Raw genomic sequence first — 22,031 nt, 5'->3', positions numbered from 1 at the left:
AGTATCAAAGCTTCATGGGGAACATTCAGCCATAACCCCGAGCGGTGTGTCAACCATTAATTCCCGCGGGCGTGAACTCGAAGGCGGGGGAGCGGCGATACATGGCGGGAGGGCTTCATGAAGCTGCTTGCTTGGATCGCCGTCGCTGCGGCCGCGGTGATGGTGACGGGCGGCCTGTCCGCGTACGGGTACTACTGGCGGCTGCAGAACGCCGTCCAGCATGAGGACGCGGACCGGTTGATCGGGGGAGACCGGCCCAGGAAGCTCAACGGCGCGATCAACATCTTCGTGCTGGGGTCGGACACGCGCGAGGGCGCCAACGCCCAGTACGGGCGGGGCCTGCGGGGCAAGCCGCCCGCGTCCGACACGATGGTGCTGCTGCACCTGTCGCCGGGCGGCGGCCAGGCGATCGCCGTCAGTTTCCCCCGCGACCTGATGGTGTCCATCCCGGCGTGCACCCGCCGGGACGGGACGAAGGCGCCGGGCAGCGCGGTCGCCCTGCTGAACGAGGCGATCGGCCGCGCGGGCCCCACCTGCACGGTCCACACCGTCGAGCGGCTCACGAAGATCCGCATCGACCATTTCGTCCAGGTGGACTTCACGGGCTTCAAGCGGATCGCGACGGCGGTCGGCGGGGTGCCCGTGTGCGTGACGGCCGACGTCCACGACAAGGACTCCGGGCTCACCCTCGCCAAGGGCAGTCACCGGCTGAAGGGCGAGGACGCCCTGGCCTACGTCCGCAGCCGCAAGGGCTTCGGAGACGGCAGCGACACCGAGCGCATCCGGCGGCAGCAGCACTTCTTCGGCGCGCTCGCCAGGGAGGCGATGAGCGCGGGCGTCCTCACCGATCCGGGCCGCCTGAACGCACTGCTCAGGGCGACGGCCGAGTCCCTGACGACCGACAGGGGGCTGTCCGTCGCGGAGATGCTGAAGATCGCCCAGGGCATGCGCGACCTCGACGCGGGGAAGCTGCGCTTCGTCACCGTGCCGTCCGCGCCGTACCCGCTGGATCACAACCGCGTGGCGCTCACCCGGCCCGCCGCGGACGAGTTCTTCGACGCGCTCCGCAAGGACGTGGTGGCGCCGGCTCCGGCGAAGGCCCCGGCCGTCCGGCCCGGGAAGGTGCGGGTGTTCAACGCGTCCGGGGTCGAGGGCCGCGCCGCGCAGGTGGCGGCGCAGCTCGGGGACGCCGGCTGGCAGGTCGCCGGGGTCGGTGACCTCCCTTCCCGTCCGCGGGCCACCGGCGTCCGCTACGGGACGGGCGCGGAGGCGCAGGCGAGGGCGCTCGCGGCCCTCCTGCCCGGCGCCCGGGTCGCGCCGCGCGCCGGGACGCCCCCCGGCGTCGTCGACCTCGTCATCGGGACGGGGTTCACCCGCGTCCGGACTTCCGGCGGCGTCCCGGTCCAGCGCGGCGAGAGCCGGGCGAGCGACGAAGGGTGCGAGCGGGTGGCGTGATGTGTGGGGTGCCCGTCGTGGACGCCACGGGGACCCCGGTGCCAGCCTGGAGCCATGCGCGTCGCCTTCGTGATCTATGACGGCTTCCAGATCCTGGACCTGACACCATCGCCGGCCTGGCCGAACGTTCCGGTCTCAGCACGCGGCACCTGCAACGCCGGTTCACCGCCGAGCTGAGCGTCCCGCCCGCCGCGTATGTGGAGCGCGTGCGGATCGAGGCGGCCCGGCGGGCGCTGGCGGAGGGGGACGAGCCGGTCGAGACGCTGCGCCGGGCGTTCCACCGGCATGTCGGCGTCGCGCCGTCGGACTACCGGGTTCGGTTCAGAGGAACGAGGGAGTACGCATGACCACGTATGGGCTGCTGGTGTTCGAGGACGCCGAGGAACTGGACTTCGTGGGCCCGTGGGAGGTGTTCACGGCATCGGCCATGGTGCGCGACCAGGGCGACAAGGCGGTGCTGGTCGCCGAACGGACGGAGCCCGTCCGCTGCAACAAGGGCATGAGGGCCAGACCACACCTTGGACGACCACCCCGCGCTGGACGTCCTCCTGGTTCCCGGCGGGCGCGGCGCCAGGGAGACGCAGGTGAACAACCCGTCCGTCACCGGCTGGATAGCGAAGGTCGCCGAACAGGCCGATTGGGTGACGAGCGTATGCACCGGGTCTTTCCTGCTGCACGCCGCAGGTCCGGCCAAGGGACGCAGGGTCTCGACTCACTGGGCTTCCGAGGACGCTCTGGAGGCCCGCGGGAACGTGACCGTCGTCCGGGACGCGCGCTACGTCGTCGACGGCGACCTCGTCACGAGCCAAGGCGTCTCGGCCGGGATCGACATGGCCCTCTGGCTGGTCGGACGCATCCACGGCCGCGACCACGCGCGCGAGGTTCGCCGCTACATCCAGTACGAGCCCGCGCCCCCGTACCTGGCGGACGAGTAGAGGGCCGGGACGACCCGATCGGAACGAACATTCGGCCATACCGGTGATGATCTTCGCTTATCGGCATAATCACCCGAATGGCGATGTCGCTTCCGGTGCGGTTCCGCAGCGATGGGGTGCGGGTGGCGGTAGAAACCGACCCCCTGCACGCCCCGCTGCGCGACTTTCTCATCAACGACCTGGGCGAGGACGTCTCCGCGATAGCGCGCGCCCAGGGACGGCTGAGCGACGGCGCGGTCCGTCCCTGGCAGGAGCAGTACCGCTACCACCGCCTCGACTTCGACGGCACGACCGTGCACGTGCGCGACGTCGCCGGATGGGCGTCCTGCGACCTCGACCCGGCCGTCCTGCGACGGTGCCTGGACGAGTACCTCCACCAGGTCGGCGCCCTCAAGAGCCGCCGCAGCCTGGAGCGCGAACTCGGCGGGCAGGGCAACGGCGAGCCGATGGCGGCGTCCCTCGCCCTCGGGTCGGTGTCCCGGCGGACGCAGGGATGGGGCCTCGTCCAGACCCCGCGCGCCGTGCTGGAGGATCTGGCCGGGCTGACCCCGCACCCCGACGCCTGCCTCCCGCACGGCGTCATGGAGACCGGCTCCGGCGCCTGCTGGGCCGACCTCGCCGTCCTGGACGAGGCGGGCAAGCGCCTCCGCGGCGGCACCAAGACCTTCATGCCGAAGGGCGTCGAGGCGGAACGCGTCATGGGCGAACTGGGAAACGCCCTGACCCGGGCCCGCTTCCTCGACGGGATCCCCGGGGCGTGGGCGGGCACGGTGGCGGGGGTGCCGGTGCACGGCTATGTCGATCCGGATGCCGTCCTGCGGCTGCCCTGCCAGCCCATCGAGATCGGCGGCGTCGTCCGGCGCGTCCGGGTGTTCTTCCCCGAACTCGCCGATTCCGGTGTCGACCTGGCGGCCGCAGCGTCCAGTGCGAGCGCGTTCACGCCCTCGGTGCACGGACCACGGCACGTCCTCACGGCGTTCCTGCTCCACGACGTGCAGAGCCACCGCCACCATCTGGAGGTCGTCCGCGCGGCACGTCCCGGCTGGGAGCACACGGGGAACGCCTGCCACATCCGCATGGACGTCCAGACCGTCCGCCTGGAGCATCTCTGGCTGCCAGGACACACCTGCGAGCTGCCGACAGGCGAGTTCGCCAGCGTCCTCTACGAATACGAACGCCTGACGGCCCCCTGAGCCCGGCGGCGGCGACCCGGCCTAGGAGAGCGCGGCGACGAGCGTGTCGGTGAGGGCCGCGCCGGCCATGCCGTCCGGGTCCCGTTCCGGGTCGTAGATGGCCACGTGCAGGCCGACCGCGCGCGGGCTCGCCGCCAGCGTCCGCAGGACGGACGTCAGCTCCTCGAACGACAGGCCGTCCGGGTTGGGGGAGTCGACGGCCGGCATGACGCTCTTGTCGAGGATGTCGGCGTCCAGGTGGATCCAGTACCCCTCGATCGGGGCGGCCTCCAGATGCGCCCGGGCCCCCTCGGCGGCCGCGTCCGCGCCGTGCTCGCGGATGTACTCGATCGGGAAGCGCCGCACGCGCGAGGCCTCGAAGGCGTCCAGGTCGAACAGCTCGAAGTCCTCCGGTTCCCGCTGGACGCCGATGTGCGCGACGTGCTCCTCCTCCACGTAGGGGCGCAGCCCCCCGGCGTCGGTGAGAGCGGCGGGGCCGTGCCCGGTGACGAGGCCGAGCGCCGTCCCGCCGGCGACCAGCCGGCCCGCGGCGGCCGCGGGGTCGCGCCGCGGCGAGTAGTCGTCGTGCCCGTCCAGGTGCGCCAGCCCGTACACGCCGCGGCGGCGCAGCGCGAGCATCGGGCCGAGCAGGATGCCGCAGTCGCCGCCGAGCACGACCGGGAAGTCGCCGCGGTCCAGCACCTCGCCGACGCAGACCGCGAGCCGCTCGGTGTAGTCGACGAGGCCGGGTCCGTTCAGGTAGCCGGTCTCGTGGTCCGGGCCGAACACGTAGGGCGGCGGGTCCACCCGGCCCGCGTCCTCGGCCCGCAGGCGGCCGACGACGCCGTGGCCGCGCAGCGCGCGGGCCAGCCGCCGCACGCCGGGCTCGTGCCCCTCGCGCGGCGGACGGAGCCCCAGGTTGGACGGTGCGTCGAGCACTGCGATCATTCTTGCAATCTAGAACACCGGGACACCCCGGCACATCGCCGGGCAGCCGGAACATCGGGAAAAGCCGGAACATCGGTGAACGGCCGGAACAACGGGAAGGTGTTCGATGACCGCATCGGGACGACTCGTCGACCGCCTCCTCGGTCTCCCGGAGTCGCCGTCCCCCCGCGTCGAGTCGGCGCGGAACCTGCGGGTGCCCATGCCGGACGGCGTCGTGCTCGTCGCCGACCTGCACCGGCCGCGCGGCGCGGGACCGCTGCCCGTCGTGCTGATGCGCACCCCGTACGGCAAGCGGCAGGCCGTGGTCCGGCTGTTCACCGGGGTCCTGGTCCGGCGCGGGTTCCAGGTCGTCGTGCAGGACGTGCGCGGCGTCTTCGGCTCCGGCGGCGAGTTCCAAGCCTTCCACAACGAGAGGGACGACGGCCTGGCGACGCTCACGTGGCTCCGCGCGCAGCCCTGGTGCGACGGCAGGGTGGCGATGGTCGGCGCCAGCTACCTCGGGTTCACCGAGTGGGCCGTCGCGCCCTACGCGGACCCGCCGCTCACCGCGATGGGGGCGGGCATCACCGCGTCCGAGTTCGCCAGTTCGTTCTACCCCGGTGGTGCGCTCGCCCTGCACAACACGCTCGTCTGGTCATCGTTGATGGGGACGCAGGAGGAGAGAAGGCGGCCCTTCCACAACAGGCGCGTGAAGCACGCGATGCGGCACCTGCCGGTAGGGGAGGCCGACCTGGCGGCCATCGGCCGTCCCGAATCGTTCCTGCGCGAGGTCGCGGCCCATGCCGAGGCGGGCGACGACTTCTGGAAGGCCACCGACCACAGCGCCGCCGTTCCCGCGACCACCACGCCCACCACGATGGTCACGGGCTGGTGGGACCTCTTCCTGCGCGGCCAGCTCAGGGACTTCGCCGCCCTGCACGCGAAGGGACGGCAGGTCCGCATCACCATCGGGCCCTGGGGGCACGATGCCAAAGCCCTTCGCGCGACGCTCCACGACCAGGTCTCCTGGCTGAACGCCCACCTGAACGGTGACAAGGCCCAACTCCGCAGGGCGCCGGTAAGGCTGCACCTGCAACAGGCCAACACCTGGCTGGACTTCGACCAATGGCCCCCGCCCGAAACCAAGCCCACGCCGCTCTACCTCTCTCACGGCCTCGTTTGGGACGAGCCTGACGCGGCCCCTGCCACGTTCACCTACGACCCCTTCGACCCGACCCCGAACGTCGGCGGCCCGCTCCTGTCACCGGGCAAGGGACGGCAGCGCGACAACGCCCCGCTCGAACGCCGCGACGACACGGTCGTCCTCACCGGCGCGCCGCTGCCGGAGGACCTCGACGTGATCGGACCCGTCTCGGCGACGATCCACGTGCGCACCAGCACCGGGCGAGGCGACCTGTTCGTCCGGCTCTGCGACGTCGACCGGGACGGCGTCTCCCGCAACGTCACCGACGGCATCCTGCGCATCACGTCCACCGGGACCGTGCGCGCCGAGATCGAGATGCATCCGACCGCGTACCGCTTCCGGCGCGGCCACCGCCTGCGCGTCATGCTCGCGGGCGGCGCGTTCCCCCGATTCGCCCGCAACCACGGGACTCGGGAGCCCGCCGGGCAGGCCGTCGCGTCCCGCCGCACCCGCTTCGAGATCCTCCGCGACGCCGCGCACCCCTCCGCCGTCCACCTCCCTCTCTGGAGACCCTGAGCCGGGCGAGGGGCCGGGACCGCCTGACCGCCGCCCAGCGCGCCGAACGCTCAGCGTGTTCCGCTCATCGCACACGGTGGCCCACTCGTCGACAAGGCCGGGCAAAGCCCCGATGTGCCGGCGACCCTCTCGCTACGTTCTTCACATCCGCCGAACGGCCGGCGCGAGCCGCTTCGGGGGGAGCGGCCGGTTCTGCGTCCGTGCCGGGACCGCGACGGCGGAACGGGGGGAGAGGGGTCACTCGGGGGGAGTGGCCCCTCCGTCCGTTTCCAGGCTCTGAACCGGCAGCGGGCGGGCGCACCCCCGGCGTGTCGGGAGCCGCGAGGTCCGGCGGCGCGGGGCGGGCGGCCGCCGAATAAATGGGGATCTCCCCTCGCGGGTCTCGCAGCGTCTTGTCGCCAATTCAGGTAAAGGAAGCTTCACTTCCGTCCCAGCATCCCGTTCAACGCTTCAAGGGAGCTTAGATCGTAGGGTCGGGCGGACGTTTCCGATTTGACGGAGAACGGTGCCTCTGCGGGGCCGGACGGAAAAATTGACTCCCAGGGGTTCGACTTCCGGGCACGGCTGCGGAATGGTCTCCCGCATGGATTCAAGAATTCGAGCCGCCGGCAGGGCGTCGGGCCCCGTCAAGTGGCTGCTGGCCTTTCTCGGCGCCCGCGAGAAGGCCCTGCGCACGCACTCCGGGAACGCCTCCGGCCCGGCCGAGTGGCTGCTGGTCTTCCTGGAGGTCGAACGCGCCGGGCTCGCGGCCCGGCGGCGCCCCGCCGCCCTGCCGTCCCGGCGCGGCAGGACCGAGGAGCCACCGTTCGGCCGGCTGTCCGCCCGCAGCGCGTAAAGGAAGATCATGACCATCGAGATGCTCCTCGCCGCCCTCATCGGCGGCGCGATCGGCTTCGCCGAGCTCGTCGCGCGCTACCGCGACCGGCCCGCCGCGGCCCTGCTCTCCCCGGGCGGGCTGCTGTTCGTCTTCGTCAACGCCAGCGCGTCGACCGTCGCGCTGATCGCGGTGACCGCCTCCGGCTGGACGTTCGGGCTGCCTCCCACCACGCCCCCGGCGAGCCTCGTGGTCGTCCGGGTCATCGCCGCCGGACTCGGCTCCGCGGCGGTGCTGCGCATGTCGTTCGCCCCCGCGCAGGGCCGCGGCGCCGGCACCGGCCCCGTCGCCCTCCTCAACGGCATCCTGCGGATCGCCGACAGCGAGCTCGAACGCAAACGCGCGCTCAGCCGGCTGTCGCACGACGACCTGGCGGGGCTGTCGTTCGAACGCGACCACGCGGCCCTCGCGGAGCTGTGCTGCCACCTCATGCGGGAGTTCGACCTCGCCGAGGCGCAACGGCTCGGCGGCCTGGCGGCCGAGCTGAGCGGCCGCGAGGACCTCACCGACGCCGACAAGCTCGACTGCTGGGGGCTGGAGCTGGCGCGGCTCGTCGGCGAGCGCGCCCTCCGGCAGGCGGCCCGGCGGCTGCGGGACCGGCCCCGCGCAGAGGCCCGCCCGGCGGCCGAACCCGACCAGCGCCCCGCCGCCCCGGCGCCCGAGCACGACTACCTGGCCGAGACCGCGCCGCGACCCTCGGTCGCCAAGACCTCCCGCCTCGCGCCGAGCGCGAACGGCAGGACGGAACGCAAATCCTTCAGCGACGCCTGACGCCCCGTGAGGTACCGGTGCGCCCCCTGGCCGGGCGCACCGGTATTTTCTCCGGCGCGCCGCTATCTCGGCCGGACGGAAAGGGCCGCCTCGGAATCGTCGCGCGCCTCCAGCGCCGCCGCGATGCGGTGCAGCGCCTCCGCCACGGAGACGAGCGCCTGCACCTGCGCGGCGGCCATGAGATTCCCCGGCGAGGGATCGGCGGCCTGGGCCTCCGCGGCCGCCTCGCAGGCCTGCTGGTTCCACCAATGCACGTGCCGATTCTATTCGGTGTCACGAATGCGGCCCATTGCGCCGCGCCGCCCCGCCGCCGGCACGGAAAAGGCTTTGCCGGCACCGGAATTGAAAGGACCCCGCCGTGACCACCGAACCCCGCGCCGCCCCGTCCGCCGGCCCTCCGCGCTGGACCGGGAAGCCGGTTCGGGGGCTGACCGCCGCGGAACTCGCCGAGGCCCTCGAATACCTGGAAAGGCACCGCCCCGACGACGACGTCCTCGGCCGCGCCCTCGCCGGCGAGTTCGCCAGCCGGACGGCCGCCGCCGAGTTCGCCCGCCGCGCCGCTGCCGGCCGCGGACCGGCCGCCGGAGGGCCCCGGCCCGCCTCCCCGGATCTCGACGGGCCGCGCCGCCCGCCCCTGACGTCGCCGCCGGGACGCCCGCGAACCTCGCAGTGAGCCGGAACGCCCGGAAGGGGGCCCGCGCACGCACGGGCCGTGGGGCCGAGCGTCACTTCCGTGACTCCGGGTATGGAAGCGCCATGGACGTACGGCTGCGCAGGGTGTACGAGGAGCCGTCGGCCGACGACGGCGCGCGGATCCTGGTCGACAGGGTGTGGCCCCGGGGCCTGTCGAAGGACAAGGCCCGCCTGGACGAGTGGGAGAAGGACGTCGCCCCCTCCACCGAACTCCGCAAGTGGTACGGCCACGACGCCGCCAGGTTCGAGGAGTTCACCCGCCGCTACGACGCCGAACTGGCCGAGCCGGAACGCGCCGCGGCCCTCAACCACCTGCGGGAACTCGCCCGGAAGGGCACGGTCACCCTGCTCACGGCGACCAAGGAGATCGACCGCAGCCAGGCGGCCGTCATCGCCGCCCGCCTCCGCGACTCCTCCTGACCGGCCCTCTTTCACGAAGCAGGGACCCGGCGGCGACGCCGGGCCCCTGCGACTGCCTCAGCCGCCGTCGAAGACGCGGACGTAGCGGCCCTCGACGATGCGGTTGTAGATGGCGGGACCTGTGAGGTAGCCGACGAGGCCGGCGGCCGCGGTGGCCCCGTCGATGACACCGGTGTCGATGGCGACAGCACCGATGATGCCGCTGCCGACGATGAACAGCGTGCTGATGGCATGGGCTCGGCGGACGGCCCGGTAGATCGCCTCCCTGGTCCGGGCGCTGATCCTGCGCTGGAACCAGAGGAGCTGCAAGGCCCCGATATGGCCGAGAGCGGCGCTGACGGCGAAGGCGAGGGTGCCGTCGATGCCGCGGCCGGCCCCGGTGAGGGCCTCGACGAGGACGCTGACGAGGATGCCGGCGGTGGTGCCGGCGACGCCCCCGGCGAGGCAAGCGGCGCCGAGGGCCAGTAAGGACACGCGTCTGCGCATGGCTGTCTTCTCCTTTTGGTTTGTGGTGGCGCCCTTGCCAGCGCGCCGTTACGGGCTTCGTGTCAGACCGTGTCGAGTCCGGGCGGTGAGGCATGCACCGCCAGAGCGGCGGCCGGAAGAGGCCCGCGTTCCCGCCATGAGGACGCGGCCCCGGCGCCGGCGGCGAGGGGTGCTGCGGCGGGGCGTCCTGGTGGAGTCCGGGACGGGTTCTAGAGTGAGGGGGTCTCAAGGAAGGATCCTCACCATGCCCCTCGCCTCACGCCTGCCGGCCCCGCCCGAGACCATGGCGGTCCTGGAGGAGACCTACGCGGGGGTGCTGCGCCGCGATCCCGGCGAGGCCGAGTTCCACCAGGCCGTGCACGAGGTGCTGGAGTCGCTCGGCCCGGTGCTGGCCGCCCGGCCGGGCCTCGCCACCGCCAAGCTGGTCGAGCGGGTGATCGAGCCGGAGCGCCAGATCATGTTCCGCGTCCCGTGGCAGGACGACAACGGCGAGATCCACGTCAACCGCGGCTTCCGCGTCGAGTACAACGGCGCGCTCGGGCCGTACAAGGGCGGGCTCCGCTTCCACCCCACGGTGAACCTCGGCATCGTCAAGTTCCTCGGCTTCGAGCAGATCTTCAAGAACGCGCTCACCGGGCTCGGTATCGGCGGCGGCAAGGGCGGCAGCGACTTCGACCCGCACGGACGCTCCGACGCGGAGGTCATGCGCTTCTGCCAGTCGTTCATGACCGAGCTGCACCGCCACGTCGGCGAGCACACCGACGTCCCGGCCGGTGACATCGGCGTCGGCGCCCGCGAGATCGGCTACCTGTTCGGCCAGTACCGCCGCGTCACGAACCGGTGGGAGGCCGGGATGCTGACCGGCAAGGGCATGCTGTGGGGCGGCTCCGCGGTCCGGACCGAGGCGACCGGCTACGGCAACGTGATGTTCACGGCCGAGATGCTGCGCCGCCGCGGCGAGGACCTGGACGGCCAGCAGATCGTCGTCTCCGGCTCCGGAAACGTCGCGATCTACACGATCGAGAAGGCGCAGCAGCTCGGCGCCAACGTCATCACCGTCTCCGACTCCGGCGGCTACGTCGTGGACGAGAAGGGCATCGACCTCGACCTGATCAAGCAGGTGAAGGAGGTCGACCGGGGCCGCGTCTCCGACTACGCCGACCTGCGCGGCTCCTCCGCCCGGTTCGTCCCGGGCGGCCGGGTGTGGGACGTCCCCGCCGACATCGCGCTGCCGTCGGCGACGCAGAACGAGCTCGACGCCGACGCCGCCGCGATCCTCGTCCGCAACGGCGTGAAGGCCGTGTCGGAGGGCGCCAACATGCCGACCACCCCCGACGCCGTGCGCGTCCTCCAGGAGGCGGGCGTCGCCTTCGGTCCCGGCAAGGCCGCCAACGCGGGCGGCGTCGCGGTGAGCGCACTGGAGATGCGGCAGAACGCGAGCCGCTCCTCCTGGCGCTTCTCCCAGGTGGAGGAGGAGCTGCTGGCCATCATGACGAGCATCCACGACACCTGCTACGAGACCGCCGACCGGTACGGCGCCCCCGGCGACTACGTGGTCGGCGCCAACATCGCCGGCTTCGAGCGCGTGGCCGACGCGATGCTCGCCCAGGGCCTCATCTAGGGAGCCACGGCCGCCCGGAGGCGCCCGCCGCCTCCGGGGCGGTCGTCTCCCGGCCCGCCGGAGGGCTCAGGGGCGCCGGTCCTGGGCATGGACGGAGAGTGACCGCGCGATCGCGAAGAGCCCGCTTCCGGCCCCTGGCCCGGGTGGCGGTGCGCATGACGCTGATCACGGTGGCTCTGATCGCCGTCTACTTCACGGCCCCGTTGAACAGGTCGTTCACGGTGGTGACGGGCGTGGTGCTGACCACGGCGCTGCTCTCCCTGGGAGTGCTCGTCGCGTGGCAGGCGAGGTCGATCGCGCGCTCGCGCTCCCCGAGGCTCCGCGCCGTCGAGGCCCTCGGGACGACCGTCGCGCTGTTCCTTCTGGTGTTCGCCTCCAGCTACCGCCTGATGAGCCACGACACGCCGCCCGGATTCTCCGAGCCCCTGACGCACATCGACGCCCTGTTCTTCACCATCACGATCTTCACTTCGGTCGGTTTCAGCGACATCGTCCCCGTCTCGCAGACGGCCCGCGCCCTGACGGCCGTCCAGATGCTCGGCGACCTGGCCTTCCTGGGCATCGTCGCCAAGGTCTTCCTTGAGGCGATGCAACGAGGCGTCGAACGCAAGACGGACGAATCCCCCGAGGGCGGCGAAGACCTCTGAGAGCCGCGGCGAAGGCTCCGTGAGCCCGCCGCCGGACGCCTTCACTGGCTCGGGGCCAGCCACGTGAGCCGGAGCTCGCGGGCCGTCCGCGCTGCCAGCTCGTTCAGCTGGTCGGCCTCGGCGCCCGGGGGAAGCTCGGAGGCGTACGCGGCCGCCGCTGCCGCGGTCTGGGGACGTGCGCCGAGCGCGGCGCGCAGGTGGTACGACCTGCGCAGCTGGTCGAGCCCGGTGCCGTCGCCCTCCACCAGTGCCAGGGCCCCCAGGTGCCGGATCGCGTAGGACTCCAGCAGGAGATCCGCGTCCTTCAGCGCGGAATCGAGGGCCTCGGTGTAGCGCGCCTTCGCCCGATCCGAGTCGTCGTCGAACTTCTCGATGACGATGCCCGTCCAGAACGTCGCCCAGCTCGCGACGCGTTCGTCCTCCAGCGAGGCGGAGAACCCGGCACGCGCCCGCGCCTCGTCGTCGGGGCGGGGGTCGAGCTCGAAGAGCAGGCGGGTGTAGGCGAGCTGCGCGTCGTAGAAACCCCCGAGCGCAGGATCGTCCTGGGACAGCGCGGCGACGGCGTCCTCGGCCTCGGCCGCCTTGTCGAGCCGCCAGAAGAACCTGTCCGTCAGAACCTCCGCCCGGAGCGCCACCGTCTCGGCCGCCGGTGATTCCAGCGCCAGATCCCAGAGCCCGGCACGCGTCAACGACCGCGCGGCGCTCGCGGCGCCGTCAATGTAGGTGGTGTTCAGGTTCATGCCGCCTACTATGGGGATCGGCAAGGTAGGTAGTCAAGGTCCGTATGTCACCTACATCACCGCACCGCCATCGCGGGGGCCGGAGATCGCAACCGCCGTGGAGGCGGGATCGTTGGAGGAACGTGGCACTCATCGGCTTCATGACGATCCCCGGACTCGTTCTCGGACTGGTCGCCTTCGCCGCCCTCGATCGCGCGGGCCTGTGGGCGAACCGCAGGTTCCGCCTGCCCTGGAGAAGGGACGAGGTGGGGCGGCCGATCTCGGCGATCGCCGTCGGGGAACTCGACGCCTTCTTCCACGGCACGCACCGCCACCAGCAGGAGCAGCGCCGTTCCTCCCTGATGCTGCGGGACGAGGAGAACGACGGCGCGCCCCCGCGAAGCCGCGTCGATCTCGACGCCGGAACCGCCGTCGTGCGGCGTCCGCCCGACTCCGCCTGAGCGACCGCCGCTTCGGCCGGGCGGGGGTCAGCGGCCCTGTGGCGTGGGCCAGGCGGCGAGGGCCAGTTCGGCGATCTCGGTCAGCTCGGCCGCTGAGGCTCCGTCGCAGGCGCGCTGCGACATGCCCTGGATGACGGCGGCGAAGTACGAGGCCAGGGCGCCGGGATCCGTCGCGGCGGGCAGCTCGCCGGCCTGCCGGGCCGCCTGGAGGCGGGACCGGAAGACCTCCAGGTTCCTGTTCCGCAGATCGCGCAGGAAGGCCGCCACCTCGGCGTCCTGCGGGGTGACGTTGGTGGCCGCGCTGATCGTCAGGCAGCCGGCCGGGTGGGACGGGTCGGCGTAGTTGGCGGCCGCCTCGCGCAGGATCCGGGCGAAGGCGCCGTAGGCGGTGGGCTCCTCGTCGAGGGCGACGCCCATGAAGGCGCCCGCGGGGGACCGCCCGTAGCTGTGCACCACCTCTTTGAACAGCGACTTCTTGTCGCCGAAGGCCGCGTAGAGGCTGCCGGGCCTGATGCCCATCGCCTCGGTCAGCTCGCCGACGGAGGTGGCCTCGTAGCCGCGCTCCCAGAACAGCCGTGTGGCCGCGGTCAGCGCCGCGTCGCGGTCGAACGCCCTCGGCCGCCCTCGCTTCACCCGTGTGTCGCTCACCCCCACATTCTAGAGCGAACACTCAAGAAGTCGTGCTACCTTCTTTTTTGAGTCATCGCTCAAGAATGTGGAGAGGGGTTCGCGACCATGGACGCACGCGCTCTTGAGGGCAAGGTCGCGCTGGTCACCGGTGGGAGCCGCGGCATCGGACGGGCCATCGCGCAACGCCTCGGCCGGGACGGAGCGGCCGTCGCCGTCGCCTATGCCCGCGACGAGGCGGCCGCGAACGAGGTGGTCGAGCGCATCCGCAAGGACGGCGGCCGGGCCTTCGCCCTGCGGGAGGAACTGGGGCACCACGGCGACGCGGCCCGGCTGTGGGAGGCCTTCGACGCCCAGGCGGCCGAGCACGCGCCGGGCGGGGGCGTCGACATCATCGTCAACAACGCCGGCATCGGCCGCAGCTCCGACCTGGCCTCGCTGACCGAGCGCGAGTTCGACGAGGTCTTCGCCGTGAACGTCCGCGCACCGTTCTTCATCGTCCAGCAGGGGCTGCCGCGGCTGCGCGACGGGGGCCGGATCATCAACATCTCCAGCGGCGTGTCCCGCATCGCCATGCCGGAGATCATGGCTTACGGCGCCACCAAGGGCGCGCTCGACAACTTCACGCTCAACCTCGCCAAGGAACTGGGCCCCCGGGGCATCACGGCGAACTCGGTCGCGCCCGGCATCATCGACACCGACGTCAACGCGGGCTGGCTGCGCGGCGATCCGCAGGCCGAGGCCCGCGCGGCGTCGCTGGCCGCGCTCGGCCGGGTCGGACGGCCCGAGGACGTGGCCGACATCGTGGCCTTCCTCGCCTCCGACGACGCGCGCTGGGTGACCGGACGGGTGATCGACGCGACGGGCGGGTCCTGCCTGTGAGCCCTCCGCCGGAGACGCGGCTCGACACCGCCCGGATCCGGGCGGCCCGCCGGGTGATCGACCCGGTCTTCCTCGACAGCCCCCAGTACCGCTGCGAGGCGCTGGAGCCCGACCTCGGGTGCGCGGTGACCGTCAAGCTGGAGACGGCGAACCCGGTCCGCAGCTTCAAGGGCCGCGGCACCGAGCTCGTCGCCGCCCTGCTCGACGAGAACGGTCCGCGCGCGGCGGTGTGCGCCAGCGCGGGCAACCTCGGCCAGGCCCTCGCCTGGTCCGGGCGCGCCCGGGGCCTCGACGTCACCGTCGTGGCCTCCCGCTTCGCGCCCGCGGCCAAGCTCGACCGCATCCGCGCGCTGGACGCGCGGCTGGAGCTGGTGGACGGCGACTTCGACACGGCGCGCGAGCGGGCGGCGGCCATCGCGCGGCACGACGGCGTCCGGCTGGTCGAGGACAGCCTGGACATCGAGACCTGCGAGGGCGCGGCGACCATCGGCCTGGAACTGGTGGAGGCCGCGCCGCCGTTCGACGCCGTTCTGATCGCTCTCGGCGGCGGGGCGATGGCCACCGGCGTCGGACACGTGCTCAGGACGCTCGCGCCCGGGGTCGAGGTGATCTGCGTCCAGCCGGCGGGCGCGCCAGCGATGACGCGTTCCTGGCACCGGCGGCGCGTCGTCACGACCGAGTCGACCGACACCATCGCCGACGGCGTCGCCGGACGGCGTCCCATCCCGGACGTCCTGGACGACCTCCTCCTGGTCGCCGACGACGCCGTCCTGGTCGAGGAGGCGTCGATCGTCGCCGGAATGCGGGGGCTCTTCGAGCATGCCGGTCTCGTGGTCGAGCCGTCGGCCGCGCTCGGCGTCGCGGCGATCCTCGAAGACCGCGACCGCTTCGCCGGCCGGCACGTCGTCACCATCGTGTGCGGCGGCAACGTCGACCCGGACGCCCATCGCCGCTGGGTCGGCGCGACCCCCGGCCCCGGGCCGTGACGTCCGCGGCCGGGGCCGCCGGGCCGGCGCGGCGGTCAGTCCCTCCGCAGCCAGGCGAGCATGATCTCCACCTCGCTGAACCGCCAGCCCTCCGGCGTGCGCGCGACGTCGTCGGTGAAGACGGTGGCCGCGTCCTCGTGCCGCGCCTTATACGGCATCTCGTTGGCGATGCCAACGAAACAGTGCCGGGGAAACCCGGAACGGCCGGAGCCGCCGGCCGCGAACCCTTCGAGGAGAACGGCGCATGACGCTTCAACGGATGGACCACATCGGCATCGTCGTCGACGACCTCGACGCCGCCGTCGCGTTCTTCACCGAACTCGGCATGGAGGCGGGAGGAAGAATGCCGGTCCAGGGGCAGTGGGTGGACCACGTCGTCGGGCTCGACGGCGTCGAGGTCGAGATCGTGATGATGCGGACCCCGGACGGCCACGGCGCCGTCGAGCTGACGAAGTTCCACGCGCCGGAGCCGATCGGACGGGAGGAGGAGGCGCCCCCGAACACGCTCGGCCTGCGCCGCGTCATGTTCGCCGTGGACGACATCAGGGACACCGTCGACCGCCTGCGCGCCCACGGCGGCGAACTCATCGGCGAGATCGACCGGTTCGAGGACCTCTTCCTGCTCTGCTATCTCCGCGGCCCGGCGGGCATCATCGTCGCCCTGGCCGAACAACTGAGGTGACGCCCGCCGAAGGCCGGTGGCCGGGCCGCTGACCCGCCCCGCCCGGCGGGTCAGCGGCGGGTGAGGCGGACGATGGGGTACTGGCGGTCCGACTTGCTCTGGTACTTCGCGTAGCGGGGCTGGGCGGCGGTGATGCGCTCCCACGCCTCGTCGCGGTCGGCGCCGTCGAGGCGGTGCGGCGTCACCGGCACCGCGCCGCCGCCGGCGGGCTCGATCGTCGCCCGCTCGGGATGCGCCATGAGGTTGGCGTACCAGTCCGGGTCCTGGCCGCCGCCGCCGGACGCGACGACCAGCCAGGCGTCGTCGCCGTCGGGGAACCACGACACGGGCGTCTCGCGCGCCCGCCCGCTCCGGCGGCCCACCGTGTTCAGGACCAGGACGTCCATGCCCATGAACGTCCCGCGGCCGCGCCGGATCTTGCGCGTGATGCGGGCGTTCATCGTCTGCTGCAACCACCGTGACACGGCCCCGGGCTTCCCGCTCCTGCGGGCTTTCACCTGCTGATTCTGTGCCATCGCCTGCCTCCGGTCGGCGGTGCTGGTATCCGTTGACTTCACGCTAGGCGCGGCCCGGTCAAGGGCGCTTCTCGATTCCTGACCGCTTGCCGCGGGACGGTTGGCGTGAGGGTTTCCTGGGGCATGCCATGGGCAGGGGGATGTCCGTTGTTATGACGTGTCCTTCGACTACCGGGGGGTTTTCGGAGATGACCGCGGGATGGTACGGGCCGGGGGGATCGGATCCGTTCGAGGAGATGCTCGCCCGCTTCTTCGGGTCGCGCGCGCAACGGCGGCCCATGGAGCGGATCAGCATCGCGCGGCTGATGAGCGAGCCCGCGCGGGAACTCGTGCGGGACGCGGCCGCGCAGGCGGCGCAGTGGGGCAGCGACGATCTGGACACCGATCACCTGCTGTGGGCGGCGACGCGCCAGCAGGGGACCCGGCAGTGGATGGTGCGGGCCGGCGCCGACCCGGACAAGATCCGGGACGAGATCGAGGACCACGCGCGGCGCGGAGAGCCCCGGGAGGTCCCGCCCGAGCTGACCCCGTCCGCCAAGCGGGCGCTGCTCGACTCGCACCAGGTGTCGCGGGCGCTCGGATCGTCCTACATCGGGCCCGAGCACCTTCTGTTCGCGCTGGCGCTGGACCGCGGGTCGAGCGCGGGACGGATCCTCGACCACGAGCACGTCACGCCCGACTCGCTGCAGCAGGCGGCGTCCGGCGGAGGCTCCGGGCAGCCGCCGGCCGGCGGCGGGCAGCCGAGCGGGACACCCACGCTGGACGAGTTCGGACGCGACCTCACCGCCCTCGCCCGCGAGGGGCGCATCGACCCGGTGATCGGGCGCGAGGACCAGATCGAGGAGACGGTCGAGGTCCTCTCGCGGCGCACCAAGAACAACCCGGTGCTGATCGGAGACCCGGGGGTCGGCAAGACCGCGATCGCCGAGGGGCTGGCCCAGCGGATCGTGGACGACGAGGTCCCCGAGACGCTGCGCGGCAAGCGCATCGTCCAGATCGACCTGGGCGGCGTCGTCGCGGGCACCCGCTACCGGGGCGACTTCGAGGAGCGGCTGAAGAAGCTCGTGGACGAGATCCGTGAGCACGCCGATGGCCTGGTCGTGTTCATCGACGAGATCCACACGATCGTGGGCGCGGGCAGCGCGGAGGGCGCGATGTCGGCGGGGAACATGCTGAAGCCCCCGCTCGCCCGCGGCGAGCTGCACGTGGTCGGCGCGACGACGATCGACGAGTACCGCCGCAACATCGAGAAGGACGCGGCGCTGGAGCGGCGCTTCCAGCCGATCCTCGTGCCGGAGCCGAGCGCGGACGACAGCATCGAGATCCTGCGGGGCCTCCGCGACCGGTACGAGGCGCACCACCAGGTGCGCTTCACCGACGAGGCGCTCGTCGCGGCCGTCGACCTGTCCAGCCGCTACCTGACCGACCGGTTCCTTCCGGACAAGGCGATCGACCTCATCGACCAGGCGGGCGCCCGCGTCCGGCTGCGCAGCACGCGCAACGGCGGGCGCCGCGAGCTGGAGCAGCGCCTCGACCAGCGGCGCCGGGAGAAGGACCAGGCCGTCGCCGACGAGGACTACGAGCGCGCCTGCGAGCTGCGCGACGAGGTCTCCCGGCTGGAGAAGGACCTCACCGAGACGCGCGGGAACGGCGCGCCGGCCACGGTCCCGGAGGTGACCACGGAGGACATCGCCGAGGTGGTCTCCCGGATCTCCGGCGTCCCCGTCACCCAGCTCACCCAGGCCGAGCGGGAGCGCCTGGCGGACCTGGAGGGCCACCTGCACCAGCGCGTGGTCGGGCAGGAGGAGGCGGTCGCGGCGGTGGCGCGGGCCGTGCGGCGGTCCCGCGCCGGGATGGGCGATCCGAACCGGCCGATCGGCGGGTTCCTGTTCCTCGGCCCGACCGGCGTCGGCAAGACCGAACTGGCGAAGGCGCTGGCGGAGGCCCTGTTCGGCAGCCAGGACCGGATGATCCGGTTCGACATGAGCGAGTTCCAGGAGCGGCACACCGTCAGCCGCCTGATGGGCGCTCCGCCCGGATACGTCGGCTACGAGGAGGCGGGGCAGCTCACCGACGCCGTCCGCCGCCAGCCGTACTCGGTGATCCTGCTGGACGAGATCGAGAAGGCGCACCAGGACGTGTTCAACGTCCTGCTCCAGCTCCTCGACGACGGCCGCCTCACCGACGCGCAGGGCCGCACGGTCGACTTCCGCAACACCGTCGTGATCATGACGAGCAACCTCGGCTCGGAACTGATCACCGGCACGACCGAGATCGGCTTCGGCGCGTCCGGCGACGGCGGCGGCGCGCTGCGCGACCGGATCATGCGGCGGCTGCGCGAGTCGTTCCGGCCCGAGTTCCTCAACCGGATCGACGAGATCATCGTCTTCCGGCGGCTGGAGCAGGGCCAGCTCCGCCAGATCACCGACCTGCTGCTGGACGAGACGCGCCGCCGCCTGCGCGCCCAGGACGTCTCCGTCTCCTTCAGCACCGAGGCCGTGGACTGGCTCGCCGAGCGCGGCTACCAGCCCGAGTTCGGCGCCCGTCCGCTGCGCCGCACGATCCAGCGGGAGGTGGACGACCGGCTCTCCGACCTGCTCCTGTCCGGCGACCTGGGCCCCGGCGGACACGTCGACGTGTCCGTGGTGAACGGCGGCCTCCAGTTCGACGTCGCGACTCGGTAAGGTCTACAGTCCTCCTATAACCCTTACTGACGCGGGTGCGGGAGGACGTGTGCTCATTCCGATGGCCGACTACGCGGCGGGCGTCGAGGTCGCGAACGACCTCGTCGCCACGTCGCCGGACGTGCGGGGGGCCGAGGCGCTCTCCGGACCCGGCGACCTGGCCGCGCTGCTCTCCGGATACGACTTCGCCGCCTATGACGTGGTGCCCCTTGAGCCCGCCGCCGGCGGGGCCGGGGCGCCGAGCGCGGAGGACGTGGAGAAGGTCCGCTTCCTGCGCCGCGAGGTGCGGGCCGTGCTGGAGTCCGGGACGGAGGACGAGGCGGTGGAGCGCGCGGCGATGCTGGCCGGGCACGTCGGGCTCGCGCCGGTGCTGCGCCGCGACCCCTCCGGCCGGTGGCAGTGGCACGTCCCGACGGCGCGGGACGCGTCCCTCGTCGCCGAACTGGCCGCCGTCGTCGGCGTCTCGCTGCTCGGCCTCGTCAGGGCGCTCGGCCACGGCCGTTTCCGCGCGTGCGCCGCCCCCGGCTGCGGCGGAGTGTTCGCCGACGCCAGCCGCGCCGGGCGCCGCCGCTACTGCATGCCCGAGGTGTGCGGGAACAGGGTCAACGTCGCCAACCACCGCGCGCGCCGCCGGGCGGTGACCCGATGACGCTCGACGGTGCGATCCCGCTTCCCGACGGGACCCTGATCCGCGGGCGCGGCCTGCGGCGACCGCTCCCCGACGGGCCCGTGCCCGACTTCGGGCTCTACCTGGGCTCCGGCCGCCTCCGCCGCAGGCACGCGCCGGAGCTGGACTGGCCGTCCGCATGGATCGACTGGCCGGACTTCCTGCTGCCCCGTGACCGGGACGAGGCCGTGCGGCAGATCCGCGCCCTGCACGAACGGGCCCGCTCCGGCGCCGCCGTCGAGGTCGCCTGCGGAGGCGGCGTCGGCCGCACCGGAACGGTCATCGCGTGCCTGGCCGTCCTGTCCGGGACGGCCCCGTCCGAGGCCGTCGCCTGGACGCGTCAGCACCATCATCCCCGCGCCGTCGAAACCCCCTGGCAGCGCCGCTGGGTCATGGCCTTCCCGTCCTGAACCGCCGGTCCAGGACGGGAACGCCTCCGGCTCGCCGGGGGGTCAGCCCGCGTCGAGGATCAGCTTCGCGGCGTGCTCGCCGATCATCATGCTGGGGGCGTTGGTGTTGCCGCCGATGATGCTCGGCATGATCGACGCGTCCGCCACGCGGAGGCCCTCGACGCCCCGCACGCGCAGCCTGGGGTCGACGACGGCCCGCTCGTCGGCGCCCATCCGGCACGACCCCACCGGGTGGTAGACGGTCGTGGCGCGGTTCGGCAGCTCCCTGGCCAGCGCCTTCCGGTCGGCGTACCGCGGCCCGGGGGAGAGCTCCTCCTTGACGTCCCCGGCGATGGCCTGGTTCGCCATGACCTCGCGGACGAGCTCCATGCCGTCCAGCAGCAGCCGGGCGTCGTCGGGCTCGGTGAGGTATCCGGGGTCGATGACCGGCGCGGCGGACGGGTCCGCCGAGCCCAGCCGGAGCGTGCCGCGGCTCTTCGGGTAGATCAGCGTCGGCATGATCGTGAGCGCGGAGCGCTTGTCGACGGCGTGCCGCACCGGCGCGTCCTGGTTCGGGAACGGGTACGACCACGGCAACGCGTGCAACTGGATGTCGGGGATGGCGCCCGCCTGCCCGCTGCGGACGAAGCCGACCGCCTCGAACACGCTGCGGGCCACCCACGTCCCGCCCCGCGTCCACTCCTTGGCGACGCCCCTGGCGAAGTAGGGCGCGGTGCCCTTGTGGCGGGCCGTGTCCATGACGAACGTCATCGGCACGAACATGTGGTCGTGCAGGTTGTCGCCCACGGGAAGGTCGGCGCGCACCTCGATGCCGTGGTCCTTCAGGTGGGCGGCCGGGCCGACGCCGGACAGCATCAGCAGGTGCGGGGAGCCGAACGCCCCCGCCGAGAGGACGACCTCCCGGGACGCCCGGATCGTCGCGGTGCCCTTCTTGCCGGCGACCTCGACGCCCGTGGCCCGCCCCTTCTCGATCACGACCCGCCGCACGGTCACGTTCGTCAGGACCGTCAGGTTCGCCAGGCCGTGGTCGTCCAGGTAGCCGACGGACGAGCTGTAGCGCAGGCCGTCCGCGACGCTCTGCTGGAAGACCCCCACGCCCTCCTGCTCGGCGCCGTTGTAGTCGTCGTTGCGCTTGACGCCCGCCGTCTGGACGACCGCCTCGATGAACGCTTCGGAGGCGGGAGTGAGGTCACGCTGCCGTGTCACCTGGATGGGGCCACCTGAACCACGCAGGTCGGAAGCCCCGTCCTCCCAGTTCTCCAACCGCCGGTAGCTGTCGAGGACGTCGTCGAAGCCCCACCCGGTGCAGCCCTCGGCGGCCCAGTCGTCGTAGTTCCTGCGGTGGCCGCGCACGAACAGCATGCCGTTGATCGACCCCGAACCCCCGAGGACGCGCCCCCTGACCTGCGGGATCTTCCGGTCGAGCGCGTTCTTCTGCGGGGCGCTGTAGAAGCCCCAGTCCAGCCGCTTCTTCAGCTGCGGGACGTTGTGGAAGACGGCGATCAGCCCCGGCTTGCGGACCAGCGGCGTGCGGTCCGGACCGCCCGCCTCCACCAGGACGACGCTCGCCCCGGACTCGGCCAGCCGCTTGGCCAGCACGCAGCCGGCGCTGCCGGCCCCCACCACGACGTAATCAGCGCTCCGGTCCATGTGTTCCTCTCAGCGGACGCCGTGCAG

At 72.6% G+C, this 22,031-nt stretch carries 27 protein-coding genes; 19 read left to right on the top strand and 8 right to left on the bottom strand.

Translation table 11 applies throughout. The features are described from left to right. Window positions 1-117 precede the first annotated feature (117 nt). The 5 genes from ABD944_RS37620 (at window position 118) to ABD944_RS37600 (ending at window position 3,583) form a co-directional block, all read left to right on the top strand. Window positions 118-1,455 carry an LCP family protein gene (locus ABD944_RS37620; protein WP_345185507.1) on the top strand — a complete coding sequence of 446 codons (1,338 nt, stop codon included), beginning with the start codon at window positions 118-120 and terminating at the stop codon, window positions 1,453-1,455. Window positions 1,456-1,509: 54 nt separating this feature from the next. Further along, window positions 1,510-1,632 carry a hypothetical protein gene (locus tag ABD944_RS37615; protein WP_345185496.1) on the top strand — a complete coding sequence of 41 codons (123 nt, stop codon included), beginning with the start codon at window positions 1,510-1,512 and terminating at the stop codon, window positions 1,630-1,632. A gap of 29 nt (window positions 1,633-1,661) precedes the next feature. Next, a complete protein-coding gene (locus ABD944_RS37610; RefSeq protein ID WP_378189723.1) occupies window positions 1,662-1,802 on the top strand; it encodes a hypothetical protein in 141 nt (46 codons plus the stop codon). A gap of 171 nt (window positions 1,803-1,973) precedes the next feature. After that, window positions 1,974-2,390 carry a DJ-1/PfpI family protein gene (locus ABD944_RS37605; protein ID WP_345185494.1) on the top strand — a complete coding sequence of 139 codons (417 nt, stop codon included), beginning with the start codon at window positions 1,974-1,976 and terminating at the stop codon, window positions 2,388-2,390. Between the two features lie 77 nt (window positions 2,391-2,467). Continuing rightward, complete coding sequence (locus ABD944_RS37600) at window positions 2,468-3,583, top strand: hypothetical protein (RefSeq protein ID WP_345185491.1); 1,116 nt, start codon at window positions 2,468-2,470, stop codon at window positions 3,581-3,583. Window positions 3,584-3,604: 21 nt separating this feature from the next. On the opposite strand, the gene ABD944_RS37595 is transcribed toward ABD944_RS37600, so the two are convergent. Then, a complete protein-coding gene (locus tag ABD944_RS37595; RefSeq protein ID WP_345185489.1) occupies window positions 3,605-4,510 on the bottom strand; it encodes an arginase family protein in 906 nt (301 codons plus the stop codon). 106 nt (window positions 4,511-4,616) lie between these two features. Between ABD944_RS37595 and ABD944_RS37590 the strand changes: the two genes are divergently transcribed. The 3 genes from ABD944_RS37590 (at window position 4,617) to ABD944_RS37580 (ending at window position 7,854) form a co-directional block, all read left to right on the top strand. Further along, on the top strand, window positions 4,617-6,209 hold the full coding sequence (locus tag ABD944_RS37590; RefSeq protein WP_345185486.1) for a CocE/NonD family hydrolase: 1,593 nt from the start codon (window positions 4,617-4,619) through the stop codon (window positions 6,207-6,209). A gap of 583 nt (window positions 6,210-6,792) precedes the next feature. Further along, window positions 6,793-7,044: a hypothetical protein gene (locus ABD944_RS37585; protein WP_345185484.1), complete on the top strand. Its 252-nt coding sequence runs from the start codon at window positions 6,793-6,795 to the stop codon at window positions 7,042-7,044. 9 nt (window positions 7,045-7,053) lie between these two features. Continuing rightward, the gene (locus tag ABD944_RS37580) at window positions 7,054-7,854 is read left to right on the top strand and encodes a hypothetical protein (protein ID WP_345185481.1); all 801 of its coding nucleotides are present in this window, start codon (window positions 7,054-7,056) and stop codon (window positions 7,852-7,854) included. A gap of 62 nt (window positions 7,855-7,916) precedes the next feature. Here ABD944_RS37580 and ABD944_RS37575 read toward each other — a convergent pair whose 3' ends face one another. Continuing rightward, window positions 7,917-8,108: a hypothetical protein gene (locus ABD944_RS37575; protein WP_345185478.1), complete on the bottom strand. Its 192-nt coding sequence runs from the start codon at window positions 8,106-8,108 to the stop codon at window positions 7,917-7,919. 104 nt (window positions 8,109-8,212) lie between these two features. On the opposite strand from ABD944_RS37575, the gene ABD944_RS37570 reads away from it, so the two are divergent. Both ABD944_RS37570 and ABD944_RS37565 read left to right on the top strand, forming a co-directional pair. After that, on the top strand, window positions 8,213-8,527 hold the full coding sequence (locus ABD944_RS37570) for a hypothetical protein (protein ID WP_345185473.1): 315 nt from the start codon (window positions 8,213-8,215) through the stop codon (window positions 8,525-8,527). 83 nt (window positions 8,528-8,610) lie between these two features. Continuing rightward, a complete protein-coding gene (locus ABD944_RS37565) occupies window positions 8,611-8,967 on the top strand; it encodes a DUF488 domain-containing protein (RefSeq protein ID WP_345185471.1) in 357 nt (118 codons plus the stop codon). Between the two features lie 57 nt (window positions 8,968-9,024). Here the strand turns inward: ABD944_RS37565 and ABD944_RS37560 are convergent, their stop codons facing one another. After that, complete coding sequence (locus tag ABD944_RS37560) at window positions 9,025-9,453, bottom strand: hypothetical protein (RefSeq protein WP_345185469.1); 429 nt, start codon at window positions 9,451-9,453, stop codon at window positions 9,025-9,027. A 283-nt stretch (window positions 9,454-9,736) separates the two neighbouring features. Here ABD944_RS37560 and gdhA point away from each other — a divergent pair, with 283 nt between their 5' ends. Further along, window positions 9,737-11,074: an NADP-specific glutamate dehydrogenase gene (gdhA, locus tag ABD944_RS37555; RefSeq protein ID WP_345185531.1), complete on the top strand. Its 1,338-nt coding sequence runs from the start codon at window positions 9,737-9,739 to the stop codon at window positions 11,072-11,074. Between the two features lie 155 nt (window positions 11,075-11,229). Next, the gene (locus ABD944_RS37550; protein WP_345185466.1) at window positions 11,230-11,721 is read left to right on the top strand and encodes a potassium channel family protein; all 492 of its coding nucleotides are present in this window, start codon (window positions 11,230-11,232) and stop codon (window positions 11,719-11,721) included. 41 nt (window positions 11,722-11,762) lie between these two features. Here ABD944_RS37550 and ABD944_RS37545 read toward each other — a convergent pair whose 3' ends face one another. Beyond that, window positions 11,763-12,461 (bottom strand): hypothetical protein, encoded by a 699-nt coding sequence (locus ABD944_RS37545; protein WP_345185463.1) that lies wholly within the window; start codon window positions 12,459-12,461, stop codon window positions 11,763-11,765. Window positions 12,462-12,583: 122 nt separating this feature from the next. Here ABD944_RS37545 and ABD944_RS37540 point away from each other — a divergent pair, with 122 nt between their 5' ends. Next, window positions 12,584-12,901, top strand: a complete 318-nt coding sequence (locus ABD944_RS37540) for a DUF6191 domain-containing protein (protein WP_345185461.1) — start codon at window positions 12,584-12,586, stop codon at window positions 12,899-12,901. Between the two features lie 27 nt (window positions 12,902-12,928). On the opposite strand, the gene ABD944_RS37535 is transcribed toward ABD944_RS37540, so the two are convergent. Next, entirely contained in the window at window positions 12,929-13,549 is a 621-nt protein-coding gene (locus ABD944_RS37535) for a TetR/AcrR family transcriptional regulator (RefSeq protein WP_345185458.1), read from the bottom strand. Window positions 13,550-13,636: 87 nt separating this feature from the next. Here ABD944_RS37535 and ABD944_RS37530 point away from each other — a divergent pair, with 87 nt between their 5' ends. Then, window positions 13,637-14,410: an SDR family oxidoreductase gene (locus tag ABD944_RS37530; protein ID WP_345185455.1), complete on the top strand. Its 774-nt coding sequence runs from the start codon at window positions 13,637-13,639 to the stop codon at window positions 14,408-14,410. Then, window positions 14,407-15,396: a threonine ammonia-lyase gene (locus ABD944_RS37525; protein ID WP_345185448.1), complete on the top strand. Its 990-nt coding sequence runs from the start codon at window positions 14,407-14,409 to the stop codon at window positions 15,394-15,396. The genes ABD944_RS37530 and ABD944_RS37525 overlap by 4 nt, the downstream gene beginning before the upstream one ends. A 35-nt stretch (window positions 15,397-15,431) precedes the next feature. On the opposite strand, the gene ABD944_RS37520 is transcribed toward ABD944_RS37525, so the two are convergent. Beyond that, window positions 15,432-15,554 carry a hypothetical protein gene (locus ABD944_RS37520; protein ID WP_345185442.1) on the bottom strand — a complete coding sequence of 41 codons (123 nt, stop codon included), beginning with the start codon at window positions 15,552-15,554 and terminating at the stop codon, window positions 15,432-15,434. Between the two features lie 101 nt (window positions 15,555-15,655). On the opposite strand from ABD944_RS37520, the gene ABD944_RS37515 reads away from it, so the two are divergent. Then, entirely contained in the window at window positions 15,656-16,078 is a 423-nt protein-coding gene (locus ABD944_RS37515; RefSeq protein WP_345185528.1) for a VOC family protein, read from the top strand. A 50-nt stretch (window positions 16,079-16,128) separates the two neighbouring features. On the opposite strand, the gene ABD944_RS37510 is transcribed toward ABD944_RS37515, so the two are convergent. Then, window positions 16,129-16,575, bottom strand: coding sequence for a nitroreductase family deazaflavin-dependent oxidoreductase (locus ABD944_RS37510; RefSeq protein ID WP_345185440.1), 447 nt, complete (start codon window positions 16,573-16,575; stop codon window positions 16,129-16,131). A gap of 206 nt (window positions 16,576-16,781) precedes the next feature. Here ABD944_RS37510 and ABD944_RS37505 point away from each other — a divergent pair, with 206 nt between their 5' ends. From ABD944_RS37505 to ABD944_RS37495, 3 genes are read left to right on the top strand one after another with little or no spacing between them, the layout of a single operon-like run. After that, window positions 16,782-19,277: an ATP-dependent Clp protease ATP-binding subunit gene (locus ABD944_RS37505; protein ID WP_345185437.1), complete on the top strand. Its 2,496-nt coding sequence runs from the start codon at window positions 16,782-16,784 to the stop codon at window positions 19,275-19,277. 49 nt (window positions 19,278-19,326) lie between these two features. After that, window positions 19,327-19,926, top strand: coding sequence for a CGNR zinc finger domain-containing protein (locus ABD944_RS37500; protein WP_345185426.1), 600 nt, complete (start codon window positions 19,327-19,329; stop codon window positions 19,924-19,926). Then, a complete protein-coding gene (locus ABD944_RS37495) occupies window positions 19,923-20,354 on the top strand; it encodes a phosphatase domain-containing protein (protein ID WP_345185423.1) in 432 nt (143 codons plus the stop codon). Before ABD944_RS37500 ends, ABD944_RS37495 begins: the two co-directional genes overlap by 4 nt. A gap of 42 nt (window positions 20,355-20,396) precedes the next feature. On the opposite strand, the gene ABD944_RS37490 is transcribed toward ABD944_RS37495, so the two are convergent. Then, entirely contained in the window at window positions 20,397-22,004 is a 1,608-nt protein-coding gene (locus ABD944_RS37490) for a GMC family oxidoreductase (protein ID WP_345185421.1), read from the bottom strand. Window positions 22,005-22,031 lie beyond the last annotated feature (27 nt).

Origin of the sequence: Actinomadura verrucosospora (assembly GCF_039540335.1) — a bacterium.
Lineage (GTDB): Bacteria > Actinomycetota > Actinomycetes > Streptosporangiales > Streptosporangiaceae > Spirillospora > Spirillospora verrucosospora.
Note: the sequence above shows the minus strand (reverse complement) of the source record. Positions and strands in the feature narration are given on the sequence as shown.

Coding starts and splice junctions, on each gene's coding strand:
- ABD944_RS37620 (WP_345185507.1), top strand. CDS start 118: ATGAAGCTGCTTGCTTGGATCGCCGTCGCTGCGGCCGCGGTGATGGTG.
- ABD944_RS37615 (WP_345185496.1), top strand. CDS start 1,510: ATGCGCGTCGCCTTCGTGATCTATGACGGCTTCCAGATCCTGGACCTG.
- ABD944_RS37600 (WP_345185491.1), top strand. CDS start 2,468: ATGGCGATGTCGCTTCCGGTGCGGTTCCGCAGCGATGGGGTGCGGGTG.
- ABD944_RS37595 (WP_345185489.1), bottom strand. CDS start 4,510: ATGATCGCAGTGCTCGACGCACCGTCCAACCTGGGGCTCCGTCCGCCG.
- ABD944_RS37590 (WP_345185486.1), top strand. CDS start 4,617: ATGACCGCATCGGGACGACTCGTCGACCGCCTCCTCGGTCTCCCGGAG.
- ABD944_RS37585 (WP_345185484.1), top strand. CDS start 6,793: ATGGATTCAAGAATTCGAGCCGCCGGCAGGGCGTCGGGCCCCGTCAAG.
- ABD944_RS37580 (WP_345185481.1), top strand. CDS start 7,054: ATGACCATCGAGATGCTCCTCGCCGCCCTCATCGGCGGCGCGATCGGC.
- ABD944_RS37565 (WP_345185471.1), top strand. CDS start 8,611: ATGGACGTACGGCTGCGCAGGGTGTACGAGGAGCCGTCGGCCGACGAC.
- ABD944_RS37560 (WP_345185469.1), bottom strand. CDS start 9,453: ATGCGCAGACGCGTGTCCTTACTGGCCCTCGGCGCCGCTTGCCTCGCC.
- gdhA (WP_345185531.1), top strand. CDS start 9,737: ATGGCGGTCCTGGAGGAGACCTACGCGGGGGTGCTGCGCCGCGATCCC.
- ABD944_RS37550 (WP_345185466.1), top strand. CDS start 11,230: ATGACGCTGATCACGGTGGCTCTGATCGCCGTCTACTTCACGGCCCCG.
- ABD944_RS37545 (WP_345185463.1), bottom strand. CDS start 12,461: ATGAACCTGAACACCACCTACATTGACGGCGCCGCGAGCGCCGCGCGG.
- ABD944_RS37530 (WP_345185455.1), top strand. CDS start 13,637: ATGGACGCACGCGCTCTTGAGGGCAAGGTCGCGCTGGTCACCGGTGGG.
- ABD944_RS37520 (WP_345185442.1), bottom strand. CDS start 15,554: ATGCCGTATAAGGCGCGGCACGAGGACGCGGCCACCGTCTTCACCGAC.
- ABD944_RS37515 (WP_345185528.1), top strand. CDS start 15,656: ATGGACCACATCGGCATCGTCGTCGACGACCTCGACGCCGCCGTCGCG.
- ABD944_RS37505 (WP_345185437.1), top strand. CDS start 16,782: ATGACCGCGGGATGGTACGGGCCGGGGGGATCGGATCCGTTCGAGGAG.
- ABD944_RS37495 (WP_345185423.1), top strand. CDS start 19,923: ATGACGCTCGACGGTGCGATCCCGCTTCCCGACGGGACCCTGATCCGC.
- ABD944_RS37490 (WP_345185421.1), bottom strand. CDS start 22,004: ATGGACCGGAGCGCTGATTACGTCGTGGTGGGGGCCGGCAGCGCCGGC.